Origin of the sequence: Microbacterium sp. B24, from assembly GCF_000333415.1 — a bacterium.
GTDB lineage: Bacteria > Actinomycetota > Actinomycetes > Actinomycetales > Microbacteriaceae > Microbacterium.
In genome coordinates, this window is record NZ_BADB01000532.1 from 1 (window position 1) to 7,976 (window position 7,976).

The 7,976-nt window shown below is 70.1% G+C and carries 9 protein-coding genes; 6 read left to right on the forward strand and 3 right to left on the reverse strand.

Translation table 11 applies throughout. The features are described from left to right. Positions 1-45 precede the first annotated feature (45 nt). The 4 genes from I5I_RS15665 to I5I_RS17715 all read left to right on the forward strand — a co-directional run bounded on the left by I5I_RS15665 (position 46) and on the right by I5I_RS17715 (position 3,375). Complete coding sequence (locus tag I5I_RS15665) at positions 46-1,488, forward strand: TrkH family potassium uptake protein (RefSeq protein ID WP_036321970.1); 1,443 nt, start codon at positions 46-48, stop codon at positions 1,486-1,488. Continuing rightward, positions 1,481-2,152, forward strand: a complete 672-nt coding sequence (locus tag I5I_RS15670; protein ID WP_036321973.1) for a potassium channel family protein — start codon at positions 1,481-1,483, stop codon at positions 2,150-2,152. The genes I5I_RS15665 and I5I_RS15670 overlap by 8 nt, the downstream gene beginning before the upstream one ends. Before the next feature lie 228 nt (positions 2,153-2,380). Then, on the forward strand, positions 2,381-3,061 hold the full coding sequence (locus I5I_RS15675; protein WP_239640141.1) for a hypothetical protein: 681 nt from the start codon (positions 2,381-2,383) through the stop codon (positions 3,059-3,061). Then, positions 3,028-3,375 carry a hypothetical protein gene (locus I5I_RS17715; protein WP_239640142.1) on the forward strand — a complete coding sequence of 116 codons (348 nt, stop codon included), beginning with the start codon at positions 3,028-3,030 and terminating at the stop codon, positions 3,373-3,375. Before I5I_RS15675 ends, I5I_RS17715 begins: the two co-directional genes overlap by 34 nt. Positions 3,376-3,473: 98 nt before the next feature. On the opposite strand, the gene proC is transcribed toward I5I_RS17715, so the two are convergent. The 3 genes from proC to I5I_RS15690 form a co-directional block, all read right to left on the reverse strand. Then, entirely contained in the window at positions 3,474-4,307 is an 834-nt protein-coding gene (proC, locus tag I5I_RS15680; RefSeq protein WP_036321976.1) for a pyrroline-5-carboxylate reductase, read from the reverse strand. Between the two features lie 76 nt (positions 4,308-4,383). After that, positions 4,384-5,064 (reverse strand): GntR family transcriptional regulator, encoded by a 681-nt coding sequence (locus I5I_RS15685; protein WP_036321979.1) that lies wholly within the window; start codon positions 5,062-5,064, stop codon positions 4,384-4,386. A gap of 10 nt (positions 5,065-5,074) precedes the next feature. After that, complete coding sequence (locus I5I_RS15690) at positions 5,075-6,070, reverse strand: ornithine cyclodeaminase family protein (RefSeq protein WP_036321982.1); 996 nt, start codon at positions 6,068-6,070, stop codon at positions 5,075-5,077. 244 nt (positions 6,071-6,314) lie between these two features. Here I5I_RS15690 and I5I_RS15695 point away from each other — a divergent pair, with 244 nt between their 5' ends. Further along, positions 6,315-7,241, forward strand: a complete 927-nt coding sequence (locus I5I_RS15695; RefSeq protein ID WP_036321985.1) for an ABC transporter permease — start codon at positions 6,315-6,317, stop codon at positions 7,239-7,241. Continuing rightward, positions 7,238-7,976 (forward strand): ABC transporter permease (locus I5I_RS15700; RefSeq protein WP_051039689.1); only part of this gene is annotated, 739 nt, incomplete at its 3' end. The genes I5I_RS15695 and I5I_RS15700, both read left to right, overlap by 4 nt.

Here is a 7,976-nt window from a genome sequence, read left to right on the forward strand (position 1 = left end):
AGCTCGGTCCCGGGGATCCTCTAGAGTCTCAGAGAGGGGCGGACCATGACGGGCGACACCGCGGGTGCCCGTGCATGGCGCTCTCTGCGCAGCTCACTCGACGTGACCCGCGATCGCCTGCGCGACGCGACCACGGCCTCGCCGTCGCGGTTCGCGGTGGGCATCTTCCTCGCGCTGATCCTGCTGTTCACCGCACTGTTCTCGCTGCCCGCGGCATCCGCCGACGGCCGGGTCACGCCGTTCGCCGACGCCCTCTTCACCGCGGTGTCGACGATCTGCGTGACGGGACTGTCGACCGTGAACATGGGAACGCACTGGAGTGCGTTCGGTCACCTGATCGTCTACATCGGCGTGAACGTGGGCGCGATGGGCGTGCTGACCCTGGCATCCATTCTCGGCCTGGTCATCTCCAAGCGCCTGGGGCTGCGCGCGAAGCTGATCGCCGCGGGCGACACGAATCCGCTGCGCGCCCACGGCGGACCGGTGAACGAAGGTCAGGCGGTGCGCCTGGGCGAGGTCGGCCAGCTTCTGGCCACCGTGGCGCTGTCGACGCTCGTGATCGAGGCCGGGCTCGCCGTGCTGCTGTACCCGTCGCTGCTCGCGAGCGGTGTCGACCCGTGGAGCGCACTGTGGGAGGCGCCGTATTACGCGGCGATGTCGTTCACCAACACCGGGTTCGCTCCGAATGCCGAGGGCATCGCCCCGTTCGCGCACAACTACCTGTTCCTCACGCTCCTGATGGCGGGAGTGTTCCTGGGATCCATCGGCTTCCCCGTGATCTTCGCGCTGTGGCGCCACCACTTCCATGTCCGTCGCTGGTCGCTGCACGCCAAGCTCACCCTCATCACCACGGTCATCCTCTTCTTCGCCGGCGCCGCGGTCTTCCTGCTGCTCGAGTACGACAACCCGAAGACGTTCGGCGGGATGGATGCCTGGGACACGACCTTCCAGGCGTTCTTCCTGTCCGCGATGACGCGCTCGGGGGGCTTCTCCATCGTCGACATCGGGCAGCTGCACGGATCGTCTCTCGTCGTGGGCTCGATGCTCATGTTCATCGGCGGCGGCTCGGCATCCACCGCCGGCGGCATCAAGGTGACCACCCTCGCCGTCCTCGCCCTCGCCGTCTGGTCCGAGGCCAAGGGCCGGCCCAGCGTGCAGGCGTTCGGCCGCCGCATCCCCAGCGACGTGCAGCGCGTCGCCCTCTCGGTCGTGGCCTGGGGCTCGACCATCGTCGCGGTGTCGACCATCACGATCGCGCAGATCACGAGATACCCCGTGGAGTACGTGCTCTTCGACGTCGTCTCGGGCTTCGCGACCGTCGGACTGTCCACCGGGATCACGCAGGACCTGCCCGATCTCGCCGTCTACGTCATGGCGGCGACGATGTTCATGGGCCGTGTGGGTACCGTCACTCTCGCCGCGGCCGTCGCCGCGACGAGCCGATCGCAGCACTACTCGCTGCCCGTCGAAAGGCCGATCGTTGGTTGAGCAGATCCGGAGCGATGCTCCCGTCCTGGTGATCGGCCTCGGCCGTTTCGGAGCCGCGTGCGCCGGCGAACTCGACCGCCTCGACCGCGAGGTGCTCGCGATCGACGACAACCTCGAGCTCGTGCAGAAGTGGTCCGAGCGCGTCACCCACACGGTGCAGGCCGACGCGCGCAACATCGAAGCACTCAAGCAGATCGGCGCCCAGGACTTCCAGGTGGCCGTCGTCGCCGTCGGCTCGTCGATCGAGGCTTCGGTGCTCATCACGGCGAACCTCGTCGATCTGAAGGTGCCGCAGATCTGGGCCAAGGCCGTCTCGCAGAGCCACGGCAAGATCCTCGCCCGCGTCGGCGCGAATCACGTCATCTACCCCGAGCGCGAGGCGGGCGAGCGCGTCGCGCACCTGGTCAGCGGCCGGATGCTCGACTTCATCCGCTTCGACGACGACTTCGTGCTCGCCAAGATGTATCCGCCGAAGTTCATCCGCGGCATCGGTCTGAACGAATCGGGCGTTCGCACCAAATACAGCGTCACCGTGGTCGGTGTGAAGAGCCCGGGCAAGCCGTTCCGCTACGCGGAGGCCGACACCGTCGTCACCAACCACGACCTCATCATCGTGTCGGGCACCAACAGCGACATCGAGCGTTTCGCCTCGCTCGACCGCTGACCTCGGCATCCGCGCCCGCCCGCCGCGCCCGCCGCCCGCCGGCCGGCCCGCCGCGCCCGCGAGAAACCATCTGCGGTGCGAGAAACCCTGCCGCGCGTGGTTTCTCGACGCGCCGGTGGTTTCTCGCCGCCGCACGGGGGCTCCTCCCCAGGCGGTTCGCGGCGTGGCCGCCGCGGGGAGGGTGGGGATGCGGGCGCGCGGGCGCGGGCGCCGGGGCATGATCTGCGGATGCCGCACCTGCCGACGCACCGTGCCACCACCCGGTCACCGCTTCCGCTCGTCACCGCCGCCGAGGCCCGCGTGCTGCGGCTGGCGGTGAGCGGACCCGGCTTCGCGCGGGTGCGCCGCGGCGTGTACGTGGAAGCTGCCGCGGCGGCGCGGCTGGCGCCGTGGCAGCGGTACGCGCTGCGGGTGCACGCGTTCGCGCTCGCCCACCCGGACGCCGTGCTGTGCCTGGAGTCTGCCGCGGTGCTGCTCGGCCTGCCGCTGTTCGGCGAGACGCGCGATATCCACGTGTTCGATCCCGACCGCACGGCGTCCCGACGGTTCGGCGACGTGTGCGTGCACACCAGCACCGACGCGCGGGAGATCGTGCGCGTCGACGGCATCCTGTGCACCTCGCCGGCGGATGCCGTCGTCGATCTTGCCCGCGTGCTTCCGCCCGCGCAGGCGCTCGCCGTCGTGGATGCCGCGATCTCGCCCCGACAGGGCGGCATGCTCGTCGTCGACGATCTCCGGGAACGGGCCGCGTCGCAAGGCTCCCTCGGGGCGTCGCTCGACTCGCGTGGGTCTGGGCACACGCGGATACGCGCGCCGAATCGCCCGGCGAAAGCGTCAGCCGCGCCGTCATCCGCTGGTGCGGCTTCGAAGACCCGGTGCTGCAGGCCGAGTTCCGCTACGAGGGGGTGACGGACCGCACGGATTTCCTGTTCCCGACCAGCCGCACGGTCGGCGAGAGCGACGGCTGGGGCAAGTACGGGATCGGCGACAACGACGCGCTCGAGGGAGCCGCGCTGCGCTTTCGTGACGAGAAGCGCCGCGAGGACCGTCTGCGCCGCGCGGGGCATCCGGTCGCGCGCTGGGAAATGGCGGATGCGGTGCGGGTCGAACCGTTGGCCACCGCCCTGCAGCGCGCGTACGTGCGGCTCGTCCGCCCGCGCGACCGCGCTGGACTGGCGAGCCTGCGCCACACGCCCCGCGCGCTCCCCCACCGAGCGCGGTGAGAAACCACAAGGGAGACGACACACACCTGCGGTGGTGGTTTCTCGTGCCGAAGGTGGTTTCTCGCGGGCGTGACGCGGCGCGTGGGTCGGGGGCGGGGTCAGGCGCCGGCGGCCATCTCCTTGGCGCGCGCGAGCGCGGCGTCGGTGGCCTCGGCGAACACACCGTCCAGACGCGCGCCCTGCAGCACCGCGATCGCACGCTCGGTGGTGCCCTTCGGGCTGGTGACGCGTCGGCGCAGCTCGGCGGGGTCTTCGCCCGAGGCGTCGAGCAGCGCCGCCGCGCCGATGAACGTCTGCTCGGCCATCAGGCGCGCGTCGGCGTCGGAGAAGCCCTTGCCGCGCGCGGCTTCGGTGAGCTCCTCGACCAGCAGGAAGAAGTAGGCCGGACCCGATCCCGAGATCGTCGACAGGGCATCGATCTGCGATTCCGGAACCTCGATGACCGCGCCGCACGTCTCGAAGAGGCGACGCACGAGGGCGAGCTCGTCCGCGGATGCCGTGGGGCCCGCCGACAGGCCGGTCACGGCTTTGCCGACCACCGCCGGGGTGTTCGGCATCGACCGGATCACCGACACCTCCTCACCGACGATGGACGCGAACGTCGCGATCGTGACACCGGCGGCGAGGCTCACGACGATCGCCCCCGGTCGCAGCACGGGCGCGATCTCGCGCAGCAGGTCGGGGACCATGACGGGCTTCACGCCGATGAGCACGACGTCGGCGGATGCCGCGGCACTCGTGTTCGCGTCGCCATCGGTCTCGAGCGAGAGGCTCGTGACGCCGTCGAGTCCCGCCAGCGCATCCGCGCGCGCAGCCGTGCGGTTGGTCACCGTGATCGCGGGGGCCTCACCCGAGCGGACGAGGCCCTGCAGGATCGCGCCTCCCATCGAGCCGGCACCGAGGATCGCGATCGAAGGGAGGGGGGAAGCCATGCTGACATCCTCGCAGAGGAAACAGCAGCCTGCAGAGAAAGCACTGCCCGACGAGGCCGGAAGAACTCCGCCGCGGTCAGAACGCGGTCAGGTCGGTCGTCGGCAGAATGATCTCCATCGAGGGAGCGCGACCCTTCTCGATGTGGCTGAAGGCCAGACTCTCGGCGAGACGGGCGTTGCCGTCAGCGATGGCGGCCAGCAGCTCGTCGTGCTCGTGGGACTGCTCACGCGCGTCGCGGTCCACGCCCGTGAGGTAGAACAGCCACACGAGACGTCCGCTCACCACGCGCGTGAGCGAGGTGAGAAGGGTGCTGTCGGCCATCTCCACGATGCCCGCATGGAAGGCGGCGTGGGCCTCGGCGATCGTCAGGCGGTCTCCGCTGGTGACGGCATCGTGCGCCGCGTCGAGTGCGCGCTCGAGCGCCGCGACGGACGCGCCCCGACCTGCGTTCTGGGCGGCGAGGCGGGCGGCCAACGACTCGAGACTCAGCCGCACGTCGAACAGCTCGTCGATCGCGCGGCGATCCCACCCCACGACCCGGGCGCTGCGCCGCGGGGACGTCGCGAGGAAGCCGTCGACGCCCAGCTGCAGGATGGCGGCGCGGATGGGGATGCGCGACATCTCCAGCTCGTCGGCCAGGCGTCCCTCGGTGATCGCCGCGCCGTCGGCGTAGCGACCGAGGATGATCGCCGTCCGGATGCGCCGGTAGGCGGTTGCGGCCAGGGAATCGTCGGCCGACTCCGCCACGTCGGTCATACGGTCCCCTTCATGCTCGGATGGCGACCATTGTGCCAGCGCCCACCGCGCTCGCGCGCGCGCAGAGGACGTGCGCCGCGTAGAGGTCTTGGATGCCGATACCCACCGAGTTGAAGATCGTGAGCCCACCCGGGGCGGCGCCGGGCTCCGCGGCGACCACGTCGCCGAGGGGGATGAGCTGCTCCGGGACGAGGGCTCCCGCCGCGCACGCGTCGCGGACGTTGCCCGACTCGGCGAGCGCGACAGCCGAATCGTCGACGACGACGACGCGGGCGGCGGCGAAGACGTCGGCGTGCACTTCGCTGAACATGGGCCGCGGCGGGGAGCCGACGGCGTTCACGTGGACATCCGATCCGAGAAGCGCCCGCGAGAGGAACGGCTCCTGCGCCGGCGTCAGGGTGCAGACGACGTCGGCTCCCTCGAGAGCCGACTCCGTCGTCACGGCGACCAGAGCCGGGATCCCCTCGGCGCGCAGCTGCTGAACGCATGCCTCCGCGCGCGCCGCGCTGCGCGACCAGACCCGGATCTGCGCGAGATCCCGCACCCGCACGAGCGCCCGGGCGTGTTCGGCGGCGAGCGGTCCGGCGCCGATGAGCGTGGCCACCTGCGCGTCCGCGCGGGCGAGGACGTCGGTGGCCAGCGCCGTCACGGCCGCCGTGCGCAGGCGCGTCAGCGCACGCCCGTCGATCATGGCGACGCACTCCGCCGTGGCCGCGTCGAACACCGCCACGGTCGATCGCTGGGCGGGCAGCCCGACCGCGCGGTTGCGCGGGGCATCGGCGAGCACCTTGACCGCGTACAGGCCGAGCTCCTCCGACAGGGCGCTCATGGGCACGACGGTCGGAGCGTCGGGACCGGCCGCCCCGACGAACGGCAGCGGGTGAGGGCGGGGCTGCACGGCGCGATGAGCGTGCAGCGCTCTGTGAGCGGCCGCCATCGCACGCCGCATCTCGTCGGCATCCGCGAGAACTTCGACGTCAGCGGAGGTCAGGGTGAGTGTGGTCATCGGATCTCCTTTTGGTATCCCAAATCTAGATCTCCACGTCGCGGCCGCAACATCGCCGCATGCGGGTGCCGCGAGGCCCGTTCTGCATGACACCAACGAGTCCCGCATAATTCCGCGACAAAATGCGCCCATGCATCGGTCGATCACGCTCAGAAAGTTCATTGCGTGGAAATCGCGCGACACATCGTCGTAACAGAGATGCCCGATTCTGTATCCCAGATTCGCAAACCGGAAGGAGACGAGCATGGCGCGACTGGTCGCACGACGACTGCTCCAGGCGCTGGCGACGATCTTCGCCGTCGTCACCATCGCCTTCGCGCTGGGGCGTCTGAGTGGCAGTCCCGCCGCCCTCCTGCTCGGCGACAACGCATCCCGCGCACAGATCGATGCACTCAACGCGAGCCTGGGTTTCGATCAGCCGCTGTGGAAGCAGTACCTCGACTACCTCGTGGGAATCGTGACCCGCGGGGACTTCGGCGACTCCTACCGTCAGCGCGGCGTGTCGTCGATGGAGCTGGTGCTCGAGAGGGTGCCCGCCTCGCTGCAACTGGGCGCCGTCGGTCTCGTCGCCGGTGTGCTGGTCGCCGTCGTCGCCGCCGTGGCTGTGCACCTCACGCGCAGTACCGGCCTGCGGACGGTGTTGCTCACGGTCGGCTCGGCCCGACAGGCCGTCCCCGACTTCTTCTTCGGGTTGCTCCTCGTCCTGGTGTTCTCCGTGGCGCTGGGGCTGCTGCCGTCGCTGGGCAATCGCGATCCCCTCGCGATCATCATGCCGGCGGCCACCATCGCGACGGCGCAGTTCGTCGTGTACCTGAGACTGCTCGACAACGCGCTGGCGGAGCAGTCCCGCCTGGACTACGCGCGCACAGCGTACGCCCGCGGCGAGAGCCGATTCCGGGTCGTCGTCGCCGAGCTGCTTCCCAACGCCGCCCTGCCCGTGATGACCATCGCCGGCATCAGTCTCGGCTCGTTCCTCGGCGGCCTCGTGATCGTCGAGAACGTCTTCGCCTGGCCGGGTCTCGGACAGCTCATGCTCAGCGCCGTCTACGCCCGCGACTTCCCGGTCGTCCAGTCGGGCCTCATCGTCGTCGCGGCCCTCTTCATCCTCTCCAATGCGCTCGTCGATGTGATGAGCGCACTCGTCGACCCGAGAGTGAGGCACCTCGCATGAGCACGCCCTCCCCCACGATCACGACGACGGACACGCTGCCGCCGGCTCCCGCAGCCGACACCGCCGCACGCATCGCTTGGCCGCGGCTGCGCGCCACGGAGTGGGTCGGCGTCGGCATCCTCGTCGTCGTCGCGGCGTTCATCCTGATCGTCCCGCTGCTGCCCGGCAGCGATCCGTACGGCCAAGACCTGTCCGCGTCGTTCATCCGCCCGTTCACCGACCCGGCCCACCTGCTCGGCACCGACATGCTGGGCCGCGACCTGGCGAGCAGGCTCGCCGTCGGCGGTCAGGTGTCCCTGGGCATCGTCCTGTTCGTGGTCGCGATCAACGCCTTCATCGGGATGGTGACCGGCATGATCGCCGGGTATGCGGGCGGACGCCTGGACAACCTCCTCATGGGGTGGGCCGACGTGCAGTTGGCGATGCCGATCATCCTCGTGCTGATCGCTCTGTCCGCGGCACTCGGACCCAACGTGTGGCTCATGATCCTCACGCTTGCGGCCACCTATTGGGTGGGTTATGCACGCGTCGCCCGCAGCACGGCGATGTCGCTGAAGGGACGGGACTTCGTCATCGCCCCGCGCATCCAGGGAGCGAGCCCGCAGTGGATCGTGTCCACGCACATCGCCCCGCACGTCGGCGTGCAGGTGCTCATCCTCGCCTCGGCCGACATCGGCGGCGTCCTGCTGCTGACATCCTCGTTCGACTACCTCGGACTGGGCGTCCAGGCGCCCA